The sequence below is a fragment of the Caballeronia sp. INML3B genome, assembly GCF_023631305.1.
GTDB classification, from domain to species: Bacteria; Pseudomonadota; Gammaproteobacteria; order Burkholderiales; family Burkholderiaceae; genus Caballeronia; species Caballeronia turbans.
The window spans coordinates 55,266-80,116 of sequence record NZ_JALQDI010000060.1 but is presented as its reverse complement, the minus strand read 5'-3'; the positions used below and the strand labels follow the sequence as shown (position 1 = coordinate 80,116).

The following is a 24,851-nucleotide window of genomic DNA, read 5'->3' as shown; positions in this document are numbered from 1 at the left end:
CACCATATGGGCACCGTAATCGCGAAATGACGTCTACTCTGTTCGAGCCTGCGCAGTCGCCTCGAAGAGCCGCCGGTGAACGAGCAGCAAAAGAGGCGTCGAGACCATCGACAGCGCGACGACCAGCGTGACGAGCGATGCCTGGCGTTGATCGATGACACCGGCGGCCAGTGACGCGGCCATAACGACGAACGCGAACTCGCCGCCCTGTGACAGCAAAATGGCGAAGTAGCCGCGCTGCGAATCCGGCACTTCAAAGCGGCTCGCAAGAAACCACTGCGCGGCCGCCTTCACGCTGACCACCGCCACGACGAGCACCGCAACGCGCACCGGCTCACGCATCAGCACGCTGAAATCCATCGACATACCCACCGCAATGAAAAACAGGCCGAGCAGCAAGCCCTTGAATGGCGCCATGTCGACTTCGACTTCATGGCGGTAATCGGAATCGGCGAGCAGTACGCCCGCGACGAAGGCGCCCAGGGACATCGACAGATGCACGCTTTGCATGAGCAGTGCAATGCCGATGATCCAGAGCAGTGCGAACGCAGTGAAGATCTCGGCGACGCCGGTGCTGGTGATCAGCCGCAGCACGACGTTCAGCAGATAGCGGCCGACGAGCGCTATCGCGCCCAGCATGGCAAGTGCCTTCAGGGCGACGAGCCAGCCCGATTCCGCCGCGGGTACGGGCACCGTCGTACCGAGCAATGGCAGCAGCGCGATCAGCGGGATGGCGGCCATGTCCTGGAACAGCAGAATGCCGAATCCGGCGCGGCCCGTCGGCATGTCCATGAGCTTGCGCGCCTGAAGCTCGGACATGACCATTGCGGTCGATGACAGCGACAGCGCGAGGCCGCCAGTCAGTGCGACTCGCCAGGGCAGTCCCAGCATCATGAAAATCCCCAGCAAAGCAGCGGCACAGACGGTCATCTGCATCGTGCCGTAGCCAAAGATGGTGCGGCGCATCGCCCACAGCGCGTCGACCTTCATTTCGAGGCCGATCACGAACATCATCAACACGATGCCCAACTCGGAAAAGTGGAGGATGGCGTCGACGTCGGTCACGAGCTTCAGTACCCAGGGGCCGATCATGATGCCTGCCAGCAGGTAGCCGAGCACCGCGCCAAAGCCGAAGCGAACAGCCAGCGGCACGGTGATCAGCGCCGACGCAAGAAAGATGACCACGTCGATCAGCAGCTTCGTCATGCGTCGACCTCCCGAACCGGCACGCGATGAACGCGCATGGGGCACCCGAACCGGCTCAACGGATGGCACCGGAGCACCGAACGCGCGAGACGTAGGCGGCGTGCCCTATTGGAGCGCGACCGATCTCGTCTTATTCTGCGGGACCGGACGATGAGCATCGCATGCCGGGGCCTCTGGCATCGTCGACATTCTTCAGTGAAACGAAAAGCCTGCTCCCGGTGGTCGCCGTGATGATGCGCCCGCAACCGACAATCCGAATGAACTTGATATCGGTCGCGACGGCGACGGGCGGGCTTTGCGCGCCGTGCCCTCGATGCGCCCAATTGTCTTGCCTGCGTATCACGAAGTGTGCTGCGCGCCGCGCGAGGCAACACCGGACCAGTTCAACTATCTCAATCTCTCAGATAGTCGATTGTGCATTGTTTGTCATTAGTTTTTTGTGGGGGGCTTACACGTTGTGTCGCTCCCTAACCAGCATCAGCGGGATCTCGACGAGACTGGCTACCCGATTGGGAACGCTGCCAAGATAGGCTCGCGCGCCGCCGCGCCTGCCGTGCGTTCCCATCACGATGAGATCCGCATCGCAGCGTTGTGCTTCACGCAATGTGGCGCTCGCTATGTCGTCGGTGCCGGTCTCTGTGCTGATCAGAGCGGTCGAGACCAGTGAAGGCGTTACGTTGTGCAGGCATTCAAGCTCCTTGGCCGCGGCCGCGATCGCCAAGGTTCCCTCCTTGACCAAAGCCAGCTCGAGCGGGGTCGCCGGCATCAATCCGCCGGGACATATCGCGCGGTCCACGACATAGACCACGCGTATCTGCGTGTCGGCGGCTGCGAACCTCGCTCCGACGCCCACTGCCACAAGCGACGTTACGCTGCCATCGACCGCGAAGAGGACGCGCTGCACGCCGGCGTCGTATGTACTTTCGTATACGGCCGGCACGACGATCAATGCGCATGTCGCGAACCGGCTGAGCCTGTCCATCACCGCTGGGTCGAACCACCTTACCAATCCGTGATGCTGGCGGATACCAAGAATCAGCAGGCCCGCGCGATCCTCGCCCGCCTCTGCGGCAAGTTCATGTACGACGCTATCACCTTCCTTCGCGAGATCGATTACGCGACTTCGCACTGCAGCAACCGACTTTGCAAGCACAGTGCTCGCCTCGGTGATCGCGCGTTCCGCTCGTTCCATCAGTTCCCTGTGCTCCATGCCGCGATCCGGCTCCGAGCGAGCCGTGTTCGATGCGTACTCGTGCGGATCGAGCGCCAGGGAGAGAATCGTCAGTTTGGTGTCGGGGGTTGCAAGTCGCCGCGCGAACCCGGCGGCGCATCGAGACACTTCCAAAGAATCCAGGCAGAGAACGATATGCTGAGAGCCGCGGGGTTGCGGCGGCGCATCCTTGATTGGTTCCATGACTCATTCTCCCGGCGTGTACAGCAGACGCGGCGTGCCTCCGTCCGAGGCCATTGGCACTCATGCGCCTGTCCTGCACAGTTCCGTGCACTGCACGCTGCGAGAACCGTTCGTTGTTGCTAGCGCGACGACGAAACGGACGGCGGAAGCCCGAAGTGCGTTTTGACGTCTCTCACGCCCGGGACGTTCTCGGCCGCAACGCGGATCGCGTTGCCTTCTTCCGAAGGAATCACGGGCCCCCAGAGATGAACGGTTCCGTTCTCAACGGTGACGTTTTCCCGCGCGAGCGCCCAAGGATGATCTTTCATGGCCGCGAGCACGTCTTCGCGGATCGCGTTATCGCCGCTCTCCGCCGCAGTGGACACGTCGGGCGCCATGGTCACGAGCGCGCGAATCAGGTTGGCCCGGCTCACCACGCCGACAACTTTTCCGTCGCGCATGACCGGCACACGTTTGATACGGCGACGATCGAGCAGCTCGGCGATATCGGCGACGGGACATGTTTCAGTCACCGTCGAGACGTCGGTCGTCATCACATCTTCGACCTTCCTCGCGTGTTCCTTCACATACTGGTTTGCGAGTTCAGTCGTGGACGCAGCAAGCTCCAGCCACCACGAGCGCTGTTTGACGCCGGTCCCGATCTCCGCGCGCCGCATCAGATCGCCCTCCGTGACCATACCAAGTAGCCTGCCGGACTCGTCGACCACAGGCATCCCGCTGATGCCAGCGAACACCATCATCCCCGCGGCGTGCCGTATGGACATGTCCGGACTGGCCGTAATGATCCGGGTTGTCATGATGTCGGAAGCTCGCACGTTCATCTCCTTCGGGGAAGTCATCGCGGTGTGCCACGACGGTTGGTGTGCCGTTTGTGGGCCGTGCGCCTGACTTCGGAATCAGGGCAACTTCATGAGGTACACAACCGAATCCGCATTACCGGCGAGTTCTACACCGCGGGGCCCGCCCAGTCACAATTCAACTGGAGCGAGGCAATCCCAAGACAAAAAGCAGAATGCCGCTGTGGTCACAGTATGCGAACTCCAAAGTGAATTCAAGGAACCGGACGCGTGCGTGTCTCGTTGGATCCGGACGCTTTGAAGCTCGAATCGATCGCTCGTTTCGAATGTGAGGAAAAAATCCTCGGCGAGCCTGTCGCCGTAGTCAGCAATTAAAGAAATCGGCGACTGACTGGATTGCTCAATGCGATACGCCCTCCGACCGGACCGTTCTCCGCAATACGATGTCGCGTTCGGGATCGGGCAGCGCAAGGATCGCGTGCATTGTCACTCGCATCGCCCAGCATGCTTCGACGGGTGCCGCGGCTCTCGGGTCTCGGGAATAAGCCAGGTAACGCGCGATGTTCGCTGGAATATAACCAAGCTCATTCAGCAAAGACCGCTTCAGGCTCTCGTCGGCATGCGCGTATTGCTGGGCGGTGGGCACATCCGGCCGTGTTTCAGACCCGGCTGCTCGAAGGGCGGCCGACAACACATGAAAATACGCGTCGATATCGGCTTCAGATATCGCACTCAGCGAGATTCGATCGACGACTTCGCTCATTTCGTTCAAACCGAAGCAATCGGATGGAACCAGCGTGTCGAGGAACTTCGATATGAGCGAGACATATTGCAGCCGTAGCGCCGGCGACAGTCGTTCGAGGCCGTCCGACATCAGTTCGGCACGGGCGCGTGGATTCAAATAGATTTTGCTCGAACGACGGGCGTTTCCGGCGACCATGGAATCGGCATTGATGCGCGAGACCCAGGCGAGGATGAGTTTCCCTTTATCGGAAGCGGGATCGACGCCGTTTGCAACCAGCATCTCGTCGTAGACGGGTCGACGGTTTGCTGCGGAAAGCGCTGGCGAGTGATCGAGCACGGTCGAAGTGCCGAGCCAAAGCTCATCATATCTGAACGCAGCATGGACTTGAGACGCGTACATTGCCACAACCAGACAGGCGATCAGGCTACCGAACAAGGCATTCATGTCCCCCTCCGCGCCCGATGAACGCCCTTCGCGTTCGATCCGGTCGCGAGGGCTTCGCTTTCAAGATAGTTCAGCCAGAGCGATGAGCGCAATCGATTAAAAACTCGATACGCGACCGTCCAAAGCATTCCAGCTTTTCGAAAACGATTCGCCTCCTCATTGCACTATCCGCGGCAGTATTCCTTAGCGCCTGGCCACACGCGACGACCGCAACGCAACAGACATGACACCGTGGTGGCAGCAAGAGCGTCGTCCTGAAGGAAACTTTAAGTACTGACTTAAGCAAGGCCTCGTGCTACTTGAATTTGGTGCGCGTGCGTGATATCGACTCTATAACGAAGGGTCAGTTAAAGCTGTACATGACACCGGCAACGCTCAGCGTCCTCGCGGCGAAGGGACGACCCGTGCGCGGCGCAACGCCGCGCGGATACATGCCACCTATGTTCCGATGCACGTTCATTGAATGGAGACGTCGTAATGAGCAAGCACTCCAGAGGCGATACATCGCAAGAGCCTGTCCTCGAGAGCGACGAACTTCGACTCGTCGATGCGTGGTGGCGCGCGTGCAACTACCTTTCCGCGGGCATGATCTTTCTCATTGACAATCCGCTCCTGCGCGAGCCGCTCAAACCCGAGCACGTCAAGCAGCGCCTGCTCGGTCACTGGGGCGCGAGCCCCGCTCTCTCGTTCGTGTGGGCGCATCTGAACCGCGTGATCAAGCGTGACGATCTCGACGTGATCTTCATGGCCGGGCCCGGTCATGGCGCGCCCGGCGTGCTCGGTCCGGCGTACCTCGAAGGCACCTATTCGGAGGTGTATCCGGACAAGAGCGAAGATGAAGAAGGCATGCAGAAGTTCTTCAAGCAGTTCTCTTTTCCCGGGCATATCGGCTCGCACGTGACGCCGGAAACCCCGGGCTCCATTCATGAAGGCGGGGAGCTTGGGTATAGCCTTTCTCACGCGTATGGGGCGGCACTGGACAATCCGCGCTTGATCGTCGCCTGCGTCGTCGGCGACGGCGAAGCTGAGACCGGCCCGCTCGCGACGGCCTGGCACTCGAACAAGTTCATCAATCCCGCGCGCGACGGCGCCGTGCTGCCGATCCTGAATCTGAACGGCTACAAGATCGCCAATCCGACGATCCTCGCGCGCATCAGCCATGACGAACTCGAGGCGTTGTTCGTCGGCTATGGCTATCGACCGTATTTCGTCGAAGGATCGGATCCCGTCGAGATGCATCAAAAGATGGCGGAAACACTCGATGCCGCCACCGCCGAGATCCGCGCGATCTGGGACGAGGCGCGCAGCAATAAGGACGTCGAGCGGCCGCGCTGGCCGATGATCGTCCTGCGCACGCCGAAAGGCTGGACCGGCCCGAAGGAAATCAACGGTCACAAGGTCGAAGGCTCGTGGCGCGCGCATCAGGTCCCATTCTCCGATGTGCACGGCAATCCCGCGAATCTCGCGGTGCTCGAACGCTGGATGCAGAGCTACCAGCCCGAAGAACTTTTCGACGCCGACGGCCGGCTGCGCGCGGAGATTCGGGCGATCGCGCCCACCGGTACGCGCCGCATGAGCGCGAATCCCCACACTAACGGCGGCGTGCTGCGCAAGGAACTGAAGCTGCCGGATTTTCGCGACTACGCCGTCGATGTCGGTCAGGCAGGCAAGATCCAGCATGAGAACACGCGTCCGCTGGGCGCCTTCCTGCGCGACGTGATGCGTTGCAATATGGACAGGTTTCGCGTGTTCGGCCCCGACGAGACGGCATCGAATCGCCTACAGGCCATCTATGAAGTCAGCAAGAAAGTCTGGATGGCCGATCTCCTTCCGGAAGACGAGGACGGCGGCGAGTTGTCGCGCGACGGCCGCGTGATGGAAATGCTCTCCGAGCACACGCTTCTCGGCTGGCTCGAAGGCTATCTGCTGTCGGGGCGACATGGCTTCTTCCATACGTACGAAGCATTCGCGCATGTCATCGATTCGATGTTCAATCAGCATGCGAAATGGCTCGACATCTGCAAGAACCATGTGCCGTGGCGCGCGTCGGTTTCGTCGGAAACCATCCTGCTCTCGTCGACCGTATGGCGGCAGGATCACAATGGCTTCTCGCATCAGGACCCCGGCTTCATCGATCTCGTCACCAACAAGAGCCCGTCGGTGACGCGCGTGTATCTCCCGCCCGATGCCAACACGCTGCTCGTCGTGGCCGATCAATGCCTGCGCTCGAGCGATTGCATCAATGTGATCGTCGCGGACAAGCAGAAGCATTTGCAGTTCATGACCATCGACGAAGCGATCGTCCACTGCGCGAAGGGCATCGGCGTGTGGCGGCGCGCGAGCAACGACGAACACGAAGAACCCGACGTCGTCATGGCTTCCTGCGGCGATGTTGCGACGCAGGAAGCGCTCGCCGCGACCGCTATTCTCCGTGAGCGTTTGCCAGAGCTGAAGGTGCGCTTCGTGAACGTCGTCGATCTCTTCAAGATGCAGCCGAACACGGAGCATCCGCATGGATCGAGCGTGCGCAATTTCGAAAGCCTGTTCACCATCGACAAGCCCGTGATCTTCAATTTCCACGGCTATCCATGGCTGATCCACAGGCTCGCCTACCGGTTCCGAAATCATGAAAACCTGCACGTGCGCGGTTACAAGGAGAAGGGCAACATCAACACGCCGCTCGAACTGGCAATACTCAATCAGGTCGATCGTTTCAATCTCGTGATCGATGTGCTCGATCGCGTGCCTCGCCTGCGCGGAAGAACCGCGCACCTGAGAGAGGACATGAAGAACGCGGTCATCTCTCATCTGGATTACGCGCACACGCACGGCACCGATAAGCCGGAAATCGCGGAATGGGTGTGGCCGTTTTAATCGCGGAGCGCCGATGAAGTTCGCGTCAATTGCAGCAACATCGGCGCTGGATTCGAAGGGCGTAACGAACGGGGGCGGTCATGACGACACGGAGTGGACGGCTCCTTAGCGCGAGCCTCCTCGTCTTGCTGGCAGGCTGCCCCTCGAAACAACAGGATCAGCCGGCTCAGAACCCGCCCGCGGCCGCGTCGGCGCCCGCTAATGCTTCAGCAGCAGCTCCCGCCTCCATCGCGGCTCTTGCCTCTGCAGCGGCCCCCGCGTCCGTTGCGGCCTTGCCTCCCTTGCCCGCATCTGCGACGCAGCCTGCGGCCCAGCAATATCCGCCCGAAGAACTGGAGGCGCTGGTCGCGCCGGTCGCGCTTTATCCTGATTCGTTGTTGTCGCAGGTGCTGATGGCGTCGACGTATCCGCTGGAGATCGTGCACGCCGCCCGGTGGGTCAAGTCGCATCCGAATGTGAAGGGCGACGCCGCGGTGATAGCTGTCCAGGATCAGTCATGGGACGTCAGCGTCAAATCCCTGGTGGCGTTTCCCCAAGTGCTCGTACCCATGAACGACAAGCTCGACTCGACCCAACGACTCGGGGATGCGTTTCTCGCTCAGCCGAATGACGTGCTGGCCGCCGTGCAGCGTCTGAGGATTCGCGCGCAGGATACCGGACATCTGAAGTCGACTCCGCAGCAGAAAGTGAGCGTCGAAGCACGTTCCGCCACGAGCCAGACCGGCCAGCCGGGCCAAGCGCCTCCCACGCAGAGCATCGTGCGCATCGAACCGGCCGACCCGCAGGTCATCTACGTGCCCTCCTACAATCCGACCGTCGTCTATGGGGGCTGGCCCGCGCCGGCCTACCCGCCGACGTACTGGCCGCCGCCACCGGCCTATTACCCCGGAGCCGCCCTTGCGAGCGGATTTGCATGGGGCCTCGGCATCGCCGCGGCGGGCGCGATTTTTAGCGATTGCAACTGGAACAGCAACGACGTCAACGTCAACATCAACAAGGCCACGAACATCGATCGCAACTTCGACCGCACCAAGGTCGAGAGCGGCAAGTGGCAGCATGACGCGCGGCACCGCCAGGGAGTTGCCTATCGCGACAACGCGACGCGCGACAAGTACTCACGCGGCGTGCAAGGCGCAGATTCCCGGCGCGACTATCGCGGACGCAACGGCGCCACGCCCGAGCGCGTGAGCACGGCCGATCGGACGGCGGCACGCAACCAGGGAACGGCCAGCCGGCAGGGTCGCGCAAACAACGCATCGGTCGCCAACCGCGCAGGCGCGAATGCCACCGGCGCCGGCAATCGCGCGAATGCGCCCAATCGTCAGGCGGCAGCAGGCGATCGAGCGCAGACGGCGAACCGCAATGCGGTCGCGGGCAATCGTCCTCAGACCGCCAATCGGACGGCTCAAATGCCAGACCGCGCTCAGTCACCGGCCCGCGGCAACGCAGGGAGCACGCAGGCGGGCAATCGGGGGGCGTACGCCGGCGGCGCGCGCGATACCGCATTCCAGGGCGTCGGCGGCGGTGGCGCGGCGCAACGCGATTTCAACCGTGGCCAGTCGAGCTTTCAGTCGTCGAACTTCAACCGTGGCGGCGGTGGCGGCGCGCGTGGCGGTGGTGGTGGCGGTGGACGCGGCGGCGGACGGCGTTGAGGAGAGCGACCATGAAGAGACTATCGGAGATTGTCGCGCTCCTCGCCGTGGCCGGAAGCACGATGACCGTCGCGCTCGCGCTCGCCGTCATTCCGGTTCCGGCGTTGAGCGCACAGAAGTTCTTCCAGACACCTGAAGCGGCGATGAACGCCTTCGGGACCGCCGTCGCCGACAACGACGAAGGCGAACTCAAGGCTTTGCTGGGCGCCGATTTCCGCAACGTGATTCCTTCGGTCGGCGCCGAGCTCCGGAACAAGTTCCTGACCGCCTGGAAGGCTTCCCACGCGATTCAGACGACCGACAGCGAGCACGCCCGAATCGTCGTCGGCAACGACGGCTGGACGCTGCCCATCCCGCTCGTGAAAAGGCAGCAAGGCTGGGAATTCGACATGCGCGCAGGCGCCGACGAAATGCGCCTTCGGCAGATCGGGCGCAACGAGCTCGCCGTGATTCAGACGATGCTCGCAATCTACGATGCACAACGCGAGTACGCATCGAAGTATCACGACGGCAACAAGGTTTACGTCTATGCAGACAAGTTCGTCAGCAGCGACGGCAAACATGACGGGCTGTATTGGCCGACCGGCGCGGATGAAGAACCGAGCCCGCTCGGTCCCGCCTTCATGACGGCTGGCGCTCGCGCCAGATCGGAGGCCGGCTACTACGGTTACCACTACAAGCTGCTACGCGCCCAAGGGCCTCATGCACCGGGTGGCGCATACGACTACATGGTCAACGGCCGTCTGTTGGGCGGCTTTGCCGTGGTCGCATGGCCCGCCCAGTATGGCGAAACGGGCATCAAGAGCTTTATGGTCAGTCACGACGGACAGGTCTATGAGCGCGATCTTGGCCCGGACGGTGACAAAAAGGTCGCAGCGATGAAGTCATTCGATCCCGGAGCGGGGTGGGAAAAGGAGGCGCCTTGAACCGCTGCGTTGTTCCTTCACCTCGAGGAGGCTCGTCAGGCTTTGCCTCACCCCGATGTTCGCAATGCCCATTTGAAGTTGGCGGGTTCGACTGCGGTCGCATAAAGTGAGAGGAACACATCGCGCCTTTTCGTGTCGATGATTCGCACGGCTGCGCGCCTGAAAGACATCGAGGTCTGTGTAGAAAGCGTTCCGGGAGAATTGAATCTCTCGGTCTTGGCTGGAGCAGGCAAATGAACAAGATGCTTGGAATCGGCGCGACGGCGATTGTCACAGTTGCCGGAGTAGCGCATGCGCAAAGCAGTATCACGCTTTATGGCCTGATCGACGCAGGCCTCACCTACACCAACAACCAGATCAGCGGAACGGGCGGCGGCCACAGCAACTGGGAGATGACGAGCGGCGCGGTCCAGTACGGTCGCTGGGGTTTGCGCGGAGTTGAAGACCTCGGTGCGGGAGTGAAGGCCATCTTCACCCTGGAGAGCGGCTTCAATCTGAACAACGGGCAGTTCTCGTCGAGCAACCGCATCTTCAATCGCCAAGCGTATATCGGCTTGTCGAGCCGCGATTACGGTGCGCTCACGCTGGGCCGCCAAACCGACAGCATGGTCGATTTCGTCGCGCCGCTTTCATTGACGGGTACGGAATTCGGCGGCACGCACTTCGCGCATCCGCTGGACAATGACAACCTGAACGATTCGTTTCAGATCAATAACTCGGTCAAGTATCTGAGTCCGAATTTCGGCGGCCTCAGGATCGGTGCGCTGTACGGCTTTTCCAATCAGGCTGGCGGATTCACGAATAATCGCGCATATAGCTTTGGTATGTCCTATGCCTGGGGAGCGCTGAATTTTGGTGCTGGTTACCTCGGGCTCAGCAGTTCCGCGCGCACGCCGGCACAGTTGAATACGGGCGGCGCAGTCACCGATACGACCGGCGCGTCCCTGCAGGGCGCGCTCGCGCCGACGGGTGTGCCTCTAGGCGTGCTGGCGAGCAATCAGAAGACCTTCGGCGCCGGCGTGAACTACACCTTCGGTCCGGCTGTGGCGGGTTTCGTCTACTCGCACACCAAGCTCACCCAATTCTTTCAGTCCGGGCTGAGCGGCACTTTCCAGAACTTCGAAGGAAACTTTCGTTATGCGCTGACACCGGCGGTCGAACTATCGGGCGCGTACACCTATTCGCGCGCCGGCGGAAACGGCGGAGGCGGCATTCCCCATTGGAACCAGCTAAGCGCGATGGCCGACTATCGCTTCTCGCGGCGCACCGATATCTACATTCAAAGCGCGTGGCAACGGTCGAGTCCAAGCGGCACTTCGCCATTGGGCGTGGCATGGATCAACGGCGTCGCCGCGCCGTCTTCCACGAGTACTCAGGTTGAAGCGACCGTCGGCCTGAGGCACCGCTTCTGATGCTCCACGAACGGCCGAGTTCTTGATGCGACGTTCGGCAACGCGGCGGAGTTGATTATCGCTTTCGTCGCCTTGCACGCAGCGCTTCCATTGCAGGGAACATGCTGCTCGTGTCCGGCGCGGCATTCGCTATCCCGAGCAGCGCTTCAATCCGCCCGAATGTCTCAGGCGACTTTGCGCCTACTCGCGGCAATCACTCTGATGTATCTTCACGAGCAACGAGTACTCTCCTCGATGGGCGCCTGGCTCCACGTCATGCAAAATACCCGCTTCTGATATGCGGAGACAGCTTGTGGGCGTCAACTTCGATCTGAACGATTTGCAGGCGTTTCGAGCCGTCGTGGAGTTGGGCAGCTTTCGCAAGGCTGCGGACTCAGTCAACATCTCGCAGCCGGCACTGAGCCGGCGCATCGAGAAGTTGGAAGCGGCGCTCGGCGTGCGACTTTTCGAGCGCACCACCCGTAGTGTGACACTCACGACCGTAGGCCGCGTGTTCGCCCCAAGTGCGGAACAGCTTCTCGACGATCTCGATGTCGCGTTGCTCGGCATCCGCGACGTGTCCACCAGCCGCCTGGGCCATGTGACCATCGCGTGCGTGCCGTCGGTAGCCTACTACTTCCTGCCGAGCGTCGTTGCTGCCTACCACGCCCGCTATCCGCGCATCCGGGTCAAGCTGCTCGACACGAGCGCGAACGAAGTCCTCGGCTCGGTCATCAGCGGCGAAGCCGATTTCGGCGTCAGCTTCATGGGCAGCCAGGAGACCGAGGTCGAGTTCAAGGTCCTGCTGCAGGAAAAGTTCGTGGCCGCGTGCCGCCGCGATCATCCGCTTGCCCGAAAGACCCGTGTGTCCTGGAGCGAGCTGTACGAACACGAATACGTATCCGTCGACAAGACTTCCGGCAACCGCCTGCTGCTCGATCAGGCATTGACCACCGTGGCGCCGGCTGTGCCGAGCATCTGCGAGACACGCCATGTCACCACGATGCTCGGCCTGATCGAAGCGGGCCTCGGCGTGGCCGCCGTGCCTTCGATGGCAATGCCCATGCGCGACCATCCGATCCTGACCAGCGTGCCGCTCGTCGATCCGGTCGTAACGAGGCGAGTCGGCATCGTGCGGCGCAGGGGGCGTCCGCTCGCGCCGGCCGCGCAGCAGTTCTATCAAACCATCCTCGACACCAAGCGCAGCGGCATGGCCGCTGCAGCAAAGAAGACCGCGAAATGACCCTGCCGAGGCCTTTCAATCTGCTCTACGTCCAGGTCCTGCTCTGCATGGGGCTCGGCGTGATCGTCGGGCACTTCTGGCCGCAGGCCGGTGCGTCGCTCAAGCCGCTCAGCGATGCATTCGTCGCGCTGGTGCGCATGATGATCGCGCCCATCGTCTTCTGCACGATCGTGACCGGCATCACGTCGCTGTCGAGCGGCTCGAAGATCGGCCGCGCCATTTTGAAAGCGCTGGCGCTGTTTTACTTTCTCACGATCGTCGCGCTCGTCCTGGGGCTCGCAACCGCCTTCGCGCTGCATCCCGGCGCAGGACTGCACATCGACCCGCACCATCTCGACACGGCCGTCCTCGCCCAGTATTCGACGCGCGCACAGCCGCACGGACTCGTGGAATTCGCGCTGCACGTGATTCCGGAGACGCTCGTCGGCGCGTTCGAGAAAGGCGAAGTGCTGCCGGTCCTGCTGCTCGCCCTTCTGTTCGGCTTCGCATTGAACGCCAGTCGAGGCACGGGGCGGCGGGTACAGGAATTCATCGATGGAATCGCGCACGTGCTGTTCGGCATTCTCGCGCTGATCATGCGGCTCGCGCCGGCCGGCGCATTCGGCGCGATGGCTTTCACGGTAGGCCGGTTCGGCATCCGCTCGATCGGCTCGCTCGGCATGCTGATGGTGTCGTTCTATGCGGCGTGCCTGCTGTTCGTCGTCTGCGTGCTCGGCCCGCTCGCGCGCCTGCACGGCTTCTCGCTCTGGCGGCTGCTGCGCTACATTCGCGAGGAACTCATCATCGTGCTCGCGACGTCGTCGACAGAACCCGTGTTGCCGCGCCTCATCGTCAAGCTGGAAGCGCTTGGCTGCGACAAGGGGATCGTCGGGCTCGTGCTGCCCGCCGGCTATTCCTTCAACCTCGACGGAACGGCAATCTACCTGACGCTCGCTTCGATGTTCATCGCTCAAGCATGCGACGTCCACCTCTCCGGCGGACAAATCGCGACGATGCTCGCGGTCATGCTGCTCACGTCGAAGGGCGCGGCAGGCGTATCGGGCAGCGGACTCGTTGCGCTCGTCGCGACGCTCGCCGTCATTCCGGACCTGCCGCTGGCGGGCGTCGCGCTGCTCGTGGGCATCGATCGGTTCATGTCCGAGTCGCGCGCCCTGACGAGCGTGATCAGCAACGCGTGCGCGGTGATCTTCGTATCGATGTGGGAGCGCGCGTGCGACCGAGCGCGCCTGAAAGAAGCACTGAGCCTCGCGCACGAGCCTGAAGAAGACTTCGATCAGCCCGCCGACCTGCCGGGCTGAATCGTTGCGCTCTTCTCAATGCGCGGCGACGGAATCGAGTCCGGTCGATATCACCTCCGGCTGCACGGCGGGCGACGCGAGATAGTCGAGCAGCGCCTTCGCTTCCTTCGGATGTTGCGCGCCAACGGGAATGCCGGCCGCAAAGCGCGTGACGGACTGCATCGACTCCGGAATCTTGCCGACGTACGCGGCGCCCTTCACCGGAAGCAACTCGCTCACCTGCTGAAAGCCCACTTCGTAATCGCCGGTCGCCACCACGGAGGCCACCGGGATCTTCGGGATCATCTTCGCCTTGGCCTTCACCTGCTCTTCGATACCGAGCCGCTTGAACAACTCGCGCTCGATATAGACGCCGCTCGCGCTGTCCGAATACGCGATCGACCGGGCGCGCAGCAGGGTCTCCTTGAGCGCCGCCTCGGACCCGATGTCAGGCTTCGGCGCACCGTCGCGCACAACCATGCCGATGCGCGAGTCCGCGAGCTCCACACGCGAGTCGGGCATTACCTTGCCCTGCCTGATCAGGTCGTCGAGTGCATAGCCGACCATGATCACCACGTCCGCAGGCTCGCCGCGCTGAAGACGGTTTGGAATGGCCTCCGGCGACTTGCCCATCGACGGGCCGAGCGCGGTGTCTAGGGTATCGCCCGTCGATGCCGAGAACTTCGGTCCGAGCAGCTTGTACGCCGCGGTAAAGCCACCCGAACTCATCACATGCAGATCGGCGGCCTGTACGTTCGCCGCGGCGACGGCGTTGCCGAGCAGCGCGGCGGTGCAGAATTTCAGAAGGATGGATTTCATGTCTGGAAGAGATGCGATGATTCAGGACGCCGCATGCAGCGGAACGGAACGGCGACGATACAGTGCCAGCGTTGCTCCGAGTCCGCACACCGCGGCGAAGCTCATCCAGTAGCCGGGCGCGGCCTTGTCGCCTGTCATGTGAATGAGCGCGGTCGAGATGACTGGCGTGAAGCCGCCGAAAACCGCCGTCGCGAGGCTGTAGGCAAGCGAGAATCCGGCGACACGCACGTCGACCGGCATCACTTCGGTGAGCGCGACAACCATCGCGCCGTTGTACATGCCGTACATGAACGAGAGCCACAACAGCACGAGCAGCATGTTGACGAAGCTCGGCGCGTGAGCGAGGAGCGAAAGCGCCGGATAGGCGGTCGCAATAGCGAGGATCGTCATTCCAAGAAGAAGCGGACGGCGTCCGATGCGGTCTGACAGCGCGCCGCCAATCGGCAGCCAGATGAAGTTGGAGATGCCCACGCACAGCGTGACGAGCAGACTGTCGGCGGTGCTCAGATGCAGGACCGTCTTGCCGAAGGTCGGCGCATAGACGGTGATGAGATAGAAGCTCGTGGTGGTCATTGCGACCAGCAGCACCCCGGCGATCACGACAGTCCAGTTCTGCACGAGCGTCGCAAAGACTTCCTTCATGCTCGGTCGATGCTGGCGCTGCTTGAATTCCCGCGTTTCCTCGAGATTGCGCCGAAGAATGAAGATGAAAGGCACGATCATGCAGCCGACGAAAAACGGCACGCGCCATCCCCACGCGGCGATCGTCGCCGTGTCGAGCCATTGATTGAGCGCGAAGCCGAGCGCTGCCGCCACCACGATCGCAACTTGCTGGCTGGCGGACTGCCAGCTCGTGAAGAAGCCCTTGCGTCCCGGTGTCGCCATTTCGGCGAGATAGACCGATACGCCGCCCAGTTCCGCACCCGCCGAGAAGCCTTGCAGCAGACGGCCGATCAGAACCAGCGCCGGCGCGAAGAGTCCGATCGTCGCATAGCCGGGCACGAACGCGATCAGGATGGTGCCGCTCGCCATGATCGACAGCGTGACGATCAGGCCCTTGCGCCGGCCCACATCGTCGATATACGCGCCGAGAATGACCGCGCCCAGCGGACGCATCAGGAAACCGGCGCCGAACACGGCAAACGTCATCATCAGCGAAGCGAACTCGCTTCCCGCGGGAAAAAAGACCGCGGCGATCTGCGTGGCGTAGAACCCGAACAGGAAGAAATCGAACTGCTCCAGGAAGTTGCCGGCCGTCACGCGCAGTACGGCGGATGTCTTCGATTGGCCGGGGGCAGAGGTGGTTGAAGAGGGATGCATCGAGGTGTCTCCAGAAATTTCGACTTGGTGTCCGGGCGATTTATTGTTTGTCGAATACTCGCCCGAACGGCGCAAAACGATAAGTGCTATTTTCGGAACGATTGATGTGCGCTGGTTATCAATGCACGCATCGCTGCCGGCTTCCCGTTCAGGCGACGAAGCGGCACTGGGAAGCGGGCGTGCGCGTGTCCATGTTGCGTCCACGGTTCAGGTGATCGTCGATTTCCGCCGCGCAGCCGAGCATCCTGGGATACAGGAAGATCGTGAACGCGGCAGTTTCCAGATCCGACTCCGCCAGATCGCCGCGTCGCAGCGGTTGCCACAGCATCTTGAGCAGCAGCGCCGCGATCACCGCATCGACGTTCACGCAATACACGTTGCGCGACACGCCGGCATCGAACAGCGCCTGCACGAGCTCGCGATAGAACGCATGGAACGCGTTGTATTCCCCGCGTTGCTCGCACAGATTTGCGATGAACACTTCGCGCGGGTCATGATTGACGGGCCTGTCCTTGAACACCGGATGATTGACCCCTGGCAGCTTCGCGATGTCCAGGCTGCCCGCGTTCTTCTTGCGCGCCTTGTATTGCGCGTAATGCTCCACCGCGCGCGCGGCCAGCTTGCGCAGATCCACGCCGTGGCCGGCGTCCGACGGATCGCTGAGCGGCGTGTCGCGGAACGCTTCGATCAAAAAGGCGATTCCCTCGTAGCCGTTGCCGCCATGCGTATAGCCGGTATGCGAAAGGAAGCCGACGAGCGCCTTGTTGAGTTGCACGCGCTCGGGGCTTTCGGGACCGTCGGCGGATACGGCGCCTTTCGCCCCTTGCGCCGAAATGGCTCCGGGACCGTTGGTGAGCAGCAGCCCCGCGAGCGTTTTGAAGGCGAACAGATCGTCGGGGCCGGGTTCGAGATCGAGCAATGCGGCGAAGCAAATTTCGGTGAGGCTGCGTTCGTTCAGGAGCGATTCGGTGGTGAAGCCGCAGAAGCCTCCCGGGGCGTGACGAGATGCATCGGCCGAAGCGCCGATCAATCGTCCGAACAACATGGTCCACCAAGGCAGGCTCTCGGCGGTCACGCGCGACACGCGCTTGCGCATGAGCGGCCCCCACGCCAGCGTGGTCGTGATCGCGGCGAGCACGGCGTCCGCCGTCGGGTGCGCCGGCTGCGACGTGAGCCAGCGGATCAATACGGACTTGGCGCCGCGCCTCGCAAGTCCCGCGAGCATCGCCTCGGCGCGCGGATCGCGAGCGTCCGTGAAGAGCGGCTCGCTGCCGGTGCCGTCGATCTGGCCGATATCGAAGCTGTCGTCGAGCGCATTCGTGAGGCCCGCAGCCGAGAAGTGGTCGATCAACCATTGGGCGGCATCGCGCGCGGCGCGCTGACGATTCGGCCCGACGATCGATGCCGCAGCCGCCAGAATCGCGTTGGGTGCATTGCCCGCCTCTCGCGCCGCCTGAGCCGCGACGAGCTCCGGCGTTCCATGCAGATTGACCGATGCCGCGACCGCCACGTTGATCAGCTTTTCGTCGTTCTCGCCGCCGGGTTCGTGCAGCAGCGCGAGATTCACGTTCGCTTCGAGTGAGCGCGTCGCGGCGTCGAGCATCGACGTTCCGTGCAGGCTGCTGACTTGCGTCTTCGCATCCATCTGCGATGCGCCCGATGCGTCCTTGAGCGATTGACGCGGCGCGACCGCCCCGATCTGGCTGTTGACCTGCAAGACTTGCTCGTCGTACGGAGCGACCGCACCGACCACGGGAATCGCAAGACCGGAGGGCAGCTCGATGCCCTGGTCTGAGCCGAACCACGGCTTGAGCGCGAGGCTGCCTTCGGGCTCGAAGTCGGGCATCGTCGCGTTGGCGCGCATGACGGCCGTCAGCGCCGCCGGGATATGCGCGATGTTCGTCACGACCGCGCCTTTTGCCGAGCAGCAAGGATCGTCAGGCGTGAAGAGCCGGTCGACGCCGAACTTCTCCATGAACCAGCGTTCTTTCGCCTGCGCGTCATCGGAACCGCCGGCCATCGCGCCTGCATGACCGACCGCACGCGTCAGGCGGCCCTTCCATCGGCCCACCACGCAGGCGACTACCGGCTTCGTGAACGTCGCGTCGGCTTCGTAATAGCCGCCCGGTTCGCAATAGAGCACGGCGGCCTTGCTGCGCGCGTCGTTGGCGAGTGCAAATGCAAACTCCGGCGCGGCGTAGTGGATGTAGACATCCTTGCCGCTCGAAATGACGGTCGATGTGCCCCAGCCGCTCATGCGCAAATATTGCGCGATCGTCGTGCTGAATCCGCCTGAGTTGGAGAAGATCGCGATCGACCCTTTGCGCAGCGAATCGTCCGGATTGTCGCCGCCGAGCGCTCCGCCGATCCTCACGCGATTCCACGAGTCCGCGACCCCCAGCCCGTTCGCCCCAAAGATGTCGATGCCGGCTTGCTGGCCCATCGCTCGAATTTCGCGGGCGTCGTGCACAGCGATCTTCTCGGTGATGATGAAAATCTTCTTAAGCTCTGGATTGACGCGAATCAGTTCGGCGACGCCGTCGCGCGCAGCCGATGGCGGCAGGTACACCACGCCGCAATTGAAACGGTGCCCGGCCTCCAGCCCTTCGCGGACGTTGTTGTACACCGGGATATCGCCGATCGGTGTCGCGAGCGTTTTCCCGCCCTTCCCCGGTGCCGTACCGAAGACGATATTGCCGCCCGAGAAGGCGTGGCTGACGGGCGTCACGTCCGACGACTCGCCCCCCAGAATGTTGAGCACGCACACGCGATCGTCGCGTGTGGCGATCTGCGCGAGCGAGTTGACGCCGACGAAATACTTGAACGGTTTGCTGTGTTGCTTATGCATGTCGTACTCCTCAAGCCTGAGCCGTTTCGGCTGTCTTCACGGTCGCGCCGATCCGTGCTGCGATCTCGGCCCGGCCACCCTCACGCATCCATGCATCCGCCTTTCGGGCGTACTGGATGACTTCGCTGATGTCGGAGTCGAATCCGAAAAGTCTGTAAGGCAACCCGAGCGAGTCGCAGGTGTCTCTCAACGCCGCCATGCCGCGCACAAGGTTCGGCCCGCCACGGCCGAGCACCACGTAGAGCGGCGTCGGTCCATGCTCGCTGAAGTGTTCGCGAAGGGCATCGGCCATCGCTCGCAACGTCTCGAAGATGTCGGTGTTGTTCGACTTGCCGCCGATGATGAAAAGCACGTTCGATTGCCTGAGCCAATGCCTGAAGCAGATACGGGCCACTTCCTTCATCTTCGCGTAAGGTGGATTGCCACCGAAATCCGACGAAATGATCGCGGCGTCGCCGAGCATTTCGGTGACGAGCGAGTTGGCGCCCCCGCCAAAGGTCGGCGCGAGGATCGTTCCCTTGTCGTTGATCACGTACACATCGCTTTGGCCCTGATGCGTGCGCAACTGATTGATCTCCTGCTCGAAGTCGGAGTAGTCGGCGGCGAACAGGTGTTGCGGGAGTCCAAGGCGCGTCCAGCGCGGATCGTCGCGATCGAAGCCGCACTTGAAGTCGCATGCGACCGGCGTCAGGCGTCCGTTCCTGTCCTCGCGCATGCGGATCGGATTGAGCTCCAGCGTCGTCATGCCGAAGTCGTGAAAGAGCTCCCAGAGTTTCGGCAACTGCTGCACGAGCGGCGAGATGATCTCCTTCGGCGCGCCGATCTCGCTCAGCGCATTTGCCACGACGAACGCCTTCAGGCCCGTCAACGCGTCGAAAGGCACCATCGCCACATGCTTCGGATCGACCTCTTCGATGTCCATGCCGCCCTTGTGCGAGAGGGTCATCGTCGGTGCGCGAAAGCGGGTTGAATCGGTGATCGAGAAATAAACTTCGTGCTCGGCCGGCACGCCGGCTTCGAACGTCACACCATTTGCCTTCGCTTTCAGATGGCCGACAGTGTGTTCGGCGAAGTACAACCGTTCTTTTTCGCTCAACGCGGTCTTGAGATCCGTAGCGCGGCCGAGCAAGCCCGCTTTGCCCTTCTTTCCGACGCCTCCCTTGAAGACGGGCTTGATGAAGATCTGCCGATGACGATCGATCAACGTCTTGATCTCCTCTTCGCTGGCGCTCGGACCGAGGATTTCACTCGCCGGGAATCCGACGAATTGCAACAGGCGCGCGCCGTGCAACATTCCGGTAATTTGCATGAAGTTTGTCTCCTGAAGGCATTGCGATAGAAAAGAAACGGGTGTTTGGACGAGAGCCAGACGTGACGACGCGGCCGCCGCGCCATTTGACGCTCGGGTTCGGATGTCTGGTATGCGTTAAGGCTGGGCCGCGAGACCGGGCGGCCTCGAGCGGCAATCGTTAGCCGCGTTGAATGTGTCGTGCGACGTGCATGGCGTGTCTCCGATGCGTTTTACTTACGTTCCAATTTCGCTGGAATCTTGAGTACGGATACTCACGCAAACCGGCTGAAACCAAAAGTGCAATTTTTTCAACTATTGATGTTCCGTGGCTATCAATGCGTGCACCGAATCAGAGTTTTGCGGGACCGCTGCACGACGGCCGCGAGGCGTGCGACGATCGAATTACGCCTGCGACGACGCTACGCTGAATTGGGCGAAGCGAGCGGTTGGCGCATGGACTCGAGGCGGTCCAGGTTTCAATCATCCTTCAAGGGACTTCATATGTACCGTGCTCTGAAACTAACTGCGCTTTGCGCGATGCTTGCCATGATCAGCCCGGCAAGCGAGGCCGCATCGTCGGCTGCAAAGCGCACGGCAACCGACCGCTCCATCCTCTACCGAACGAAGCAGGTCGATGGGCTTTCGATCTTCTACAGGGAAGCGGGCAATCCCGATGCGCCGACGCTGCTTCTGCTGCATGGCTTTCCATCGTCGTCGCGCATGTATGAGCCTTTGCTGTCGCGCCTGTCGGATCGCTACCATCTGATCGCACCCGACTACCCGGGTTTCGGCCACAGCGATGCACCCGATGCGAAGACTTTCGCCTATACCTTCGATCATCTCGCCGAGATCACGGCGCATTTCACCGAAGCGGTCGGACTCACGCATTACACGCTCTACGTGCAGGATTACGGCGGCCCGATCGGCATGCGCCTCGCCGTGCGCAATCCGGAGCGCGTCGATGCGCTGATCGTTCAGAACGCCGTCGCGCACGAAGAAGGGCTCGGTCCGTTGTAGGAACCGCGTCGGGCATTCTGGAAGGATCGCGTATCGAACGAGGCGGCGCTTCGCAAGAACTTTCTTTCGCTCGAAGCGACGCGCCAGCGTCATGTGGGAACGAACCCGCATCCGGAGCAGATTGATCCGGATCGCTGGACCGATGAATATGCGTTCCTGAGCCGTCCGGGCCAGGCCGATATCCAGACCGATCTGTTCTATTCGTATCAGACCAATGTCGCGAGTTATCCGGCATGGCAGGCGTGGCTGCGCGAGGATCAGCCGCCGACTCTGATCGTGTGGGGCAAGTACGATCCGTCCTTTCAACTCGCCGAGGTTCCCGCCTACGAGCGCGATCTGCCCGACGCCGACGTTCACATAATCGAGGCGGGGCACTTCGCGCTCAACGATAAACCGAACGAGATTGCGGCACTGGTCAGAAGTTTTCTCGATCGGCGTTATCGTTCCCGCAAGTAGGACGCGCGCCGACGATGCTTCGGTAGGTCAGACGGCGTGAAGCCTGTCGTCAGTCTCCGGCCGACGTGAAAGAGGGTCATCCCGCCTCGCGTAACGCGACACCGGCCGCTTTAGACCGAGATGCTCGCGCAGCGTGTGGCCTTCATATTCACTGCGAAAACGTCCGCGCCGCCGCAACTCCGGAAGCACCAGTTCGATGAAATCGTTCAGCGAATCGGGCAGCAGCGCGGGCATCACGTTGAATCCGTCCGCGCCGTAGTGCACGAACCGCTCTTCCAGCGCATCCGCGATCTGCGCAGGCGTGCCGACGAGTTGCCAGTGTCCGCGCGCGCCGGCGATCCGGCGATATAGCTCGCGGATCGTCAGATTCTCGCGGCGCGCCAGTTCGATCATTAGCGTCTGCCGGCTTCTGCTTGCGTTGGTCTCGGGCAATTCGGGAATCGGTCCGTCGAGCGGGTACGCCGACAGATCGAAGCCGCCCGTCAGCGTCGAGACCATCGCGAGGCCCACGACAGGATCGATGAGCGTCTGCAGCTCGTCGAACTTCGCGCGCGCCTCCGCCTCCGTGCGGCCGACGATCGGCATGACGCCCGGCATGATCCTGAGCGAGTCCGGATGGCGACCGTGGCGGGCCATGCGGCCCTTGACGTCGGCGTAGAACGCGACGGCGTCGTCGAGCGTCTGTTGCGCCGTGAATATCACTTCCGCGGTGCGGGCGGCGAGTTCCTTGCCCGCCTCCGACGAGCCCGCCTGCACGGTCACCGGATGTCCCTGCGGCGAGCGCGCGACGTTCAATGGCCCGCGCACCTTGAAAAACGCCCCGCGATGATCGAGCACGTGGCGCTTGTCCGGATCGAAGTAACGCCCCGACGCCTTGTCGCGCAGGAAGGCGTCTTCGTCCCAGCTATCCCAGAGACCCGACACCACATCCGCGAATTCGTCCGCACGCTCGTAGCGCCTTGCATGCGCGAGATGCTCGTCGAAGCCGAAGTTGCGCGCTTCATGCTCGCTCGATGACGTGACCAGGTTCCAGCCCGCGCGCCCGCCGCTGATGTGATCGAGCGACGCGAACTTGCGCGCGATGTGATAAGGCTCGTTGAACGAGGTCGACGCCGTGCCGACCAGACCGATGCGCCGCGTGATTGCGGCAAGCGCTGAAAGAAGCGTGACCGGTTCGAACTGCGCGACGTAGCTGTGGGCGGTGCGGCTCAGGAATTGCGGATCGTCGCCGCGCGTCCCCGTGCCGTCGGCGAGAAAAATCAGATCGAACTTCGCCGCTTCCGCCGCCTGCGCAAGCTCGGCATAGTGGGCGAAATTGCTGCCTGCATCGGCGCTCGCATGAGGATGCCGCCACGCGGCGATATGATGGCCCGTGGGATAGAGAAACGCGCCGAGATGCAGATGTCCGTTTCGTTGAGTCATGTTCGATCGTTTCTGGTGGTCGTCGTGCGTTCGGGGTAGCCACGCCCCGCCCGCTCAGTGGCAATAGAGATCGTTCTGGGCGTTGAACATGTCGAATGCGAGGCGTGTCGCCTGATCTTCGCGCACCGTCGAGAGCCAGCGTTGCCGCCGCCAGCTCTCGACGATCCGTTCCGTGAACGCAGTGGTCGCGGCATCGCCGATGCGCGTCGCGATGAAGGCGGGCGCAGCCGCGACCGTGCCGGGCAGACGCCGGTAATACGCCCAGTCGGGCTGCCTGAGCAACTGCCGGATCACATACTCGTCGTCGACGAGCGCCGCGCACTCCCCCGCCTGAAAGGCCAGCAACGCATCGAGCGGACGGTCGAACGCCTGTACGCCCGCATGCGCGCGGCGCGCGGCCTCCCGCGCGAACGGACTGCCGTGCGAGACGCAGATCAGGCTTCCCGCGAGATCGCCCCAGTCGCGCACCGTGCCGCGCCGAAGCACGAGCGCCGTGCCGCGTCCGGACGTATAGGGGCTCGGCGCATAGGCGAGCGACGGTTCGGCGCCGAACGCGAGCCCCGCGACGGCGACATCCGCGCGGCCCGATCGCAGCGCGTCTGCGGCTTCGCCCGGCCCGGCGAGCAGCAGGGTGACGGGCAGTCCCGCGCGCTGTCCGATGTCTTCGGCCAGCGCCGCGGCAAAGCCGTCCGGTACGCGCGCGAAATGATCGACCCGGCCGACGTTGAGCGTCGGCGCGGGCCGCGACGGGACCGCGACGATCAGCGTTCCGCGTGTGAGCGCAGCGGCGAAAGGCCGGTCATCTCCCGGGCGATTGCGCCATGCATCGCGCAGCGGCAACGACGAGAGCGCCACCATCGCCATGACCGCGAGGGCGAGCCAGCGCAGGCGTCTGCCGTGACCCGGAAGCGCCGCGAGCGCGCTCCTAGCCATTTTGCGCGAGCCCCACACGCCAGCGCAGCAGGCGCCGCTCGAGCAGCGAAAGACTCTTGTTGATCAGCAGGCCGAACAGCGCGAGCAGCACGATGCCCGCGTACATGTCGGGAATCTGGAACGTCTCCTGCGAATTGAGCGTGTAGAAGCCGAGCCCGGAGCGTGCGCCGATCATCTCCGCCGCGACCAGCGCCGTGATGCTGTATGCGCCCGCGAGCCGGATGCCGGTCAGGATCTCGGGCAGCGCGGCGGGCAGCACCACCTTGGCGAAGATGAAGCCCTGCGAGGCGCCCATCGAGCGCGCGCAATCGATGAACACGCGCTCCACCTGCTTCACGCCCGAGATGGTATTGAGCAGCACCGGCCAGAATGCGGCCCACACGATGATGGCGATCTTCGACGACTCGCCGATGCCGAGGAACAGCATGAACACCGGAAACAGCGCGAACGCGGACACCTGGCGCAGCAGCTGATAGAGCGGATCGATGATTCTTTCCGCGCGGCGAAACCATCCCAGCGCGAAGCCCGACACGACGCTGCCCGCGATGGCCAGCAAAAGGCCGCTGATGGAGCGCAGCGCGCTCGCGCCGAGATGCGTCCACACGTCGCCGCTATCGAACAGGCGCGCGATCGCGAGCGCCACTTGTGAGGGCGGGCTCAAATAGGCCGTGCTCACGATGCCCGAGCGCGGCAGCACTTCCCACAACACCGCAAAAACGATCAGCGCGATCGAGCGCTCGAACGCGAACGAAAGGTTCACGCCGCGCCCGCGCCTT

General features: G+C 62.7%; 17 protein-coding genes and 1 pseudogene. 7 read left to right on the top strand and 11 right to left on the bottom strand.

What is annotated here, in order from left to right:
- Positions 1 to 33: 33 nt before the first annotated feature.
- The 4 genes from NCS58_RS26900 to NCS58_RS26885 all read right to left on the bottom strand — a co-directional run bounded on the left by NCS58_RS26900 (position 34) and on the right by NCS58_RS26885 (position 4,606).
- Entirely contained in the window at positions 34 to 1,206 is a 1,173-nt protein-coding gene (locus NCS58_RS26900) for a monovalent cation:proton antiporter-2 (CPA2) family protein (protein WP_061116432.1), read from the bottom strand.
- 448 nt (positions 1,207 to 1,654) lie between these two features.
- Positions 1,655 to 2,620 carry a universal stress protein gene (locus tag NCS58_RS26895; RefSeq protein WP_086960726.1) on the bottom strand — a complete coding sequence of 322 codons (966 nt, stop codon included), beginning with the start codon at positions 2,618 to 2,620 and terminating at the stop codon, positions 1,655 to 1,657.
- 119 nt (positions 2,621 to 2,739) lie between these two features.
- Positions 2,740 to 3,441, bottom strand: a complete 702-nt coding sequence (locus NCS58_RS26890; RefSeq protein WP_086960724.1) for a CBS domain-containing protein — start codon at positions 3,439 to 3,441, stop codon at positions 2,740 to 2,742.
- A 376-nt stretch (positions 3,442 to 3,817) separates the two neighbouring features.
- On the bottom strand, positions 3,818 to 4,606 hold the full coding sequence (locus NCS58_RS26885; protein WP_143756276.1) for a hypothetical protein: 789 nt from the start codon (positions 4,604 to 4,606) through the stop codon (positions 3,818 to 3,820).
- A gap of 477 nt (positions 4,607 to 5,083) precedes the next feature.
- On the opposite strand from NCS58_RS26885, the gene NCS58_RS26880 reads away from it, so the two are divergent.
- The 6 genes from NCS58_RS26880 (at position 5,084) to dctA (ending at position 13,990) form a co-directional block, all read left to right on the top strand.
- On the top strand, positions 5,084 to 7,480 hold the full coding sequence (locus NCS58_RS26880; RefSeq protein WP_250477840.1) for a phosphoketolase: 2,397 nt from the start codon (positions 5,084 to 5,086) through the stop codon (positions 7,478 to 7,480).
- Between the two features lie 227 nt (positions 7,481 to 7,707).
- Entirely contained in the window at positions 7,708 to 9,132 is a 1,425-nt protein-coding gene (locus NCS58_RS26875; RefSeq protein ID WP_409219312.1) for a DUF3300 domain-containing protein, read from the top strand.
- Between the two features lie 11 nt (positions 9,133 to 9,143).
- Positions 9,144 to 10,058 (top strand): DUF2950 domain-containing protein, encoded by a 915-nt coding sequence (locus NCS58_RS26870; protein ID WP_061116428.1) that lies wholly within the window; start codon positions 9,144 to 9,146, stop codon positions 10,056 to 10,058.
- A 233-nt stretch (positions 10,059 to 10,291) separates the two neighbouring features.
- A complete protein-coding gene (locus NCS58_RS26865) occupies positions 10,292 to 11,470 on the top strand; it encodes a porin (RefSeq protein ID WP_061116427.1) in 1,179 nt (392 codons plus the stop codon).
- A 292-nt stretch (positions 11,471 to 11,762) separates the two neighbouring features.
- Positions 11,763 to 12,692, top strand: coding sequence for a LysR family transcriptional regulator (locus NCS58_RS26860; RefSeq protein WP_061116543.1), 930 nt, complete (start codon positions 11,763 to 11,765; stop codon positions 12,690 to 12,692).
- On the top strand, positions 12,689 to 13,990 hold the full coding sequence (gene dctA / locus NCS58_RS26855) for a C4-dicarboxylate transporter DctA (protein WP_061116426.1): 1,302 nt from the start codon (positions 12,689 to 12,691) through the stop codon (positions 13,988 to 13,990). Before NCS58_RS26860 ends, dctA begins: the two co-directional genes overlap by 4 nt.
- A 15-nt stretch (positions 13,991 to 14,005) precedes the next feature.
- On the opposite strand, the gene NCS58_RS26850 is transcribed toward dctA, so the two are convergent.
- From NCS58_RS26850 to NCS58_RS26835, 4 genes are all read right to left on the bottom strand, one after another.
- Complete coding sequence (locus tag NCS58_RS26850) at positions 14,006 to 14,788, bottom strand: substrate-binding domain-containing protein (protein ID WP_061116425.1); 783 nt, start codon at positions 14,786 to 14,788, stop codon at positions 14,006 to 14,008.
- A gap of 21 nt (positions 14,789 to 14,809) precedes the next feature.
- The gene (locus NCS58_RS26845) at positions 14,810 to 16,108 is read right to left on the bottom strand and encodes an MFS transporter (RefSeq protein WP_061116424.1); all 1,299 of its coding nucleotides are present in this window, start codon (positions 16,106 to 16,108) and stop codon (positions 14,810 to 14,812) included.
- A 148-nt stretch (positions 16,109 to 16,256) separates the two neighbouring features.
- Positions 16,257 to 18,956 carry a CoA-binding protein gene (locus NCS58_RS26840; protein WP_061116423.1) on the bottom strand — a complete coding sequence of 900 codons (2,700 nt, stop codon included), beginning with the start codon at positions 18,954 to 18,956 and terminating at the stop codon, positions 16,257 to 16,259.
- A gap of 10 nt (positions 18,957 to 18,966) precedes the next feature.
- Positions 18,967 to 20,265 (bottom strand): ATP-grasp domain-containing protein, encoded by a 1,299-nt coding sequence (locus NCS58_RS26835; RefSeq protein ID WP_061116422.1) that lies wholly within the window; start codon positions 20,263 to 20,265, stop codon positions 18,967 to 18,969.
- Positions 20,266 to 20,784: 519 nt separating this feature from the next.
- Between NCS58_RS26835 and NCS58_RS26830 the strand changes: the two are divergent.
- A pseudogene (locus tag NCS58_RS26830) lies at positions 20,785 to 21,720 on the top strand (alpha/beta fold hydrolase).
- Between the two features lie 27 nt (positions 21,721 to 21,747).
- Here NCS58_RS26830 and NCS58_RS26825 read toward each other — a convergent pair.
- From NCS58_RS26825 to NCS58_RS26815, 3 genes are read right to left on the bottom strand one after another with little or no spacing between them, the layout of a single operon-like run.
- Positions 21,748 to 23,142: an LLM class flavin-dependent oxidoreductase gene (locus NCS58_RS26825; RefSeq protein ID WP_061116421.1), complete on the bottom strand. Its 1,395-nt coding sequence runs from the start codon at positions 23,140 to 23,142 to the stop codon at positions 21,748 to 21,750.
- A gap of 54 nt (positions 23,143 to 23,196) precedes the next feature.
- Positions 23,197 to 24,075: a transporter substrate-binding domain-containing protein gene (locus NCS58_RS26820; protein WP_086960760.1), complete on the bottom strand. Its 879-nt coding sequence runs from the start codon at positions 24,073 to 24,075 to the stop codon at positions 23,197 to 23,199.
- Entirely contained in the window at positions 24,068 to 24,835 is a 768-nt protein-coding gene (locus NCS58_RS26815; RefSeq protein WP_250477839.1) for an ABC transporter permease, read from the bottom strand. The genes NCS58_RS26820 and NCS58_RS26815 overlap by 8 nt, the downstream gene beginning before the upstream one ends.
- Positions 24,836 to 24,851 lie beyond the last annotated feature (16 nt).

Bases quoted from the DNA above. Each gene is read 5' to 3' on its own strand.
- NCS58_RS26850 (WP_061116425.1), bottom strand. From the start codon at position 14,788: ATGAAATCCATCCTTCTGAAATTCTGCACCGCCGCGCTGCTCGGCAAC.
- NCS58_RS26825 (WP_061116421.1), bottom strand. From the start codon at position 23,142: ATGACTCAACGAAACGGACATCTGCATCTCGGCGCGTTTCTCTATCCC.
- NCS58_RS26840 (WP_061116423.1), bottom strand. From the start codon at position 18,956: ATGCATAAGCAACACAGCAAACCGTTCAAGTATTTCGTCGGCGTCAAC.
- NCS58_RS26835 (WP_061116422.1), bottom strand. From the start codon at position 20,265: ATGCAAATTACCGGAATGTTGCACGGCGCGCGCCTGTTGCAATTCGTC.
- NCS58_RS26900 (WP_061116432.1), bottom strand. From the start codon at position 1,206: ATGACGAAGCTGCTGATCGACGTGGTCATCTTTCTTGCGTCGGCGCTG.
- NCS58_RS26865 (WP_061116427.1), top strand. From the start codon at position 10,292: ATGAACAAGATGCTTGGAATCGGCGCGACGGCGATTGTCACAGTTGCC.
- dctA (WP_061116426.1), top strand. From the start codon at position 12,689: ATGACCCTGCCGAGGCCTTTCAATCTGCTCTACGTCCAGGTCCTGCTC.
- NCS58_RS26880 (WP_250477840.1), top strand. From the start codon at position 5,084: ATGAGCAAGCACTCCAGAGGCGATACATCGCAAGAGCCTGTCCTCGAG.
- NCS58_RS26895 (WP_086960726.1), bottom strand. From the start codon at position 2,620: ATGGAACCAATCAAGGATGCGCCGCCGCAACCCCGCGGCTCTCAGCAT.
- NCS58_RS26885 (WP_143756276.1), bottom strand. From the start codon at position 4,606: ATGAATGCCTTGTTCGGTAGCCTGATCGCCTGTCTGGTTGTGGCAATG.
- NCS58_RS26845 (WP_061116424.1), bottom strand. From the start codon at position 16,108: ATGCATCCCTCTTCAACCACCTCTGCCCCCGGCCAATCGAAGACATCC.
- NCS58_RS26890 (WP_086960724.1), bottom strand. From the start codon at position 3,441: ATGAACGTGCGAGCTTCCGACATCATGACAACCCGGATCATTACGGCC.
- NCS58_RS26820 (WP_086960760.1), bottom strand. From the start codon at position 24,075: ATGGCTAGGAGCGCGCTCGCGGCGCTTCCGGGTCACGGCAGACGCCTG.
- NCS58_RS26870 (WP_061116428.1), top strand. From the start codon at position 9,144: ATGAAGAGACTATCGGAGATTGTCGCGCTCCTCGCCGTGGCCGGAAGC.